The 2,075-nt window shown below is 53.7% G+C and carries 1 tRNA gene and 2 rRNA genes; all 3 read left to right on the plus strand.

Features of this window, described 5'->3' with window-relative positions:
- Positions 1-1,759, plus strand: a 23S ribosomal RNA gene (locus ACFVU9_RS45400); the annotation flags it as partial.
- A 50-nt stretch (positions 1,760-1,809) separates the two neighbouring features.
- Positions 1,810-1,925: ribosomal RNA gene (gene rrf / locus ACFVU9_RS45405) — 5S ribosomal RNA — on the plus strand.
- 45 nt (positions 1,926-1,970) lie between these two features.
- Positions 1,971-2,045, plus strand: a tRNA-Asn gene (locus ACFVU9_RS45410).
- Positions 2,046-2,075 lie beyond the last annotated feature (30 nt).

The following is a 2,075-nucleotide window of genomic DNA, read 5'->3' on the forward strand; positions in this document are numbered from 1 at the left end:
GAAAATGTACCGGGGCTAAACGTATCACCGAAGCTGCGGACTGTTCTTCGAACAGTGGTAGGAGAGCGTTCTAAGGGCTGTGAAGCAAGACCGGAAGGACTTGTGGAGCGCTTAGAAGTGAGAATGCCGGTATGAGTAGCGAAAGAGGGGTGAGAATCCCCTCCACCGAATGCCTAAGGTTTCCTGAGGAAGGCTCGTCCGCTCAGGGTTAGTCGGGACCTAAGCCGAGGCCGAAAGGCGTAGGCGATGGATAACAGGTTGATATTCCTGTACCACCTCCTCACCATTTGAGCAATGGGGGGACGCAGGAGGATAGGGTAAGCGCGGTATTGGATATCCGCGTCCAAGCAGTTAGGCTGGGAAATAGGCAAATCCGTTTCCCGTGAAGGCTGAGCTGTGATGGCGAGCGAATTATAGTAGCGAAGTTCCTGATTCCACACTGCCAAGAAAAGCCTCTAGCGAGGTGAGAGGTGCCCGTACCGCAAACCGACACAGGTAGGCGAGGAGAGAATCCTAAGGTGATCGAGAGAACTCTCGTTAAGGAACTCGGCAAAATGACCCCGTAACTTCGGGAGAAGGGGTGCTCTGTTAGGGTGCAAGCCCGAGAGAGCCGCAGTGAATAGGCCCAGGCGACTGTTTAGCAAAAACACAGGTCTCTGCGAAGCCGTAAGGCGAAGTATAGGGGCTGACGCCTGCCCGGTGCTGGAAGGTTAAGAGGAGCGCTTAGCGTAAGCGAAGGTGCGAATTGAAGCCCCAGTAAACGGCGGCCGTAACTATAACGGTCCTAAGGTAGCGAAATTCCTTGTCGGGTAAGTTCCGACCCGCACGAAAGGCGCAACGATCTGGGCACTGTCTCAACGAGAGACTCGGTGAAATTATAGTACCTGTGAAGATGCAGGTTACCCGCGACAGGACGGAAAGACCCCGTGGAGCTTTACTGTAGCCTGATATTGAATTTTGGTACAGTTTGTACAGGATAGGTAGGAGCCTTGGAAACCGGAGCGCCAGCTTCGGTGGAGGCATCGGTGGGATACTACCCTGGCTGTATTGACCTTCTAACCCGCCGCCCTTATCGGGCGGGGAGACAGTGTCAGGTGGGCAGTTTGACTGGGGCGGTCGCCTCCTAAAAGGTAACGGAGGCGCCCAAAGGTTCCCTCAGAATGGTTGGAAATCATTCGTAGAGTGTAAAGGCATAAGGGAGCTTGACTGCGAGACCTACAAGTCGAGCAGGGACGAAAGTCGGGCTTAGTGATCCGGTGGTTCCGCATGGAAGGGCCATCGCTCAACGGATAAAAGCTACCCCGGGGATAACAGGCTTATCTCCCCCAAGAGTCCACATCGACGGGGAGGTTTGGCACCTCGATGTCGGCTCATCGCATCCTGGGGCTGTAGTCGGTCCCAAGGGTTGGGCTGTTCGCCCATTAAAGCGGTACGCGAGCTGGGTTCAGAACGTCGTGAGACAGTTCGGTCCCTATCCGTCGCGGGCGCAGGAAATTTGAGAGGAGCTGTCCTTAGTACGAGAGGACCGGGATGGACGCACCGCTGGTGTACCAGTTGTTCTGCCAAGGGCATCGCTGGGTAGCTATGTGCGGACGGGATAAGTGCTGAAAGCATCTAAGCATGAAGCCCCCCTCAAGATGAGATTTCCCATTCCGCAAGGAAGTAAGATCCCTGAAAGATGATCAGGTTGATAGGTCTGAGGTGGAAGTGTGGCGACACATGGAGCTGACAGATACTAATCGATCGAGGACTTAACCAATTTGAATGTATGCTTACTGTTATCTAGTTTTGAGAGAACACTCTCAATGGTTTGGTGGCGATAGCGAAGAGGTCACACCCGTTCCCATGCCGAACACGGAAGTTAAGCTCTTCAGCGCCGATGGTAGTCGGGGGTTTCCCCCTGTGAGAGTAGGACGCCGCCAAGCAGATTTATTAATTCTACCATGTTTGTTTATGAAGCTTTATATTATTCCGCAGTAGCTCAGTGGTAGAGCTATCGGCTGTTAACCGATCGGTCGTAGGTTCGAATCCTACCTGTGGAGCCATTTATGGAGAGCTGTCCGAGTGGCCGAAGG

The sequence above is a fragment of the Kitasatospora sp. NPDC057936 genome, from assembly GCF_042887525.1.
Taxonomy (GTDB): domain Bacteria; phylum Actinomycetota; class Actinomycetes; order Streptomycetales; family Streptomycetaceae; genus Kitasatospora.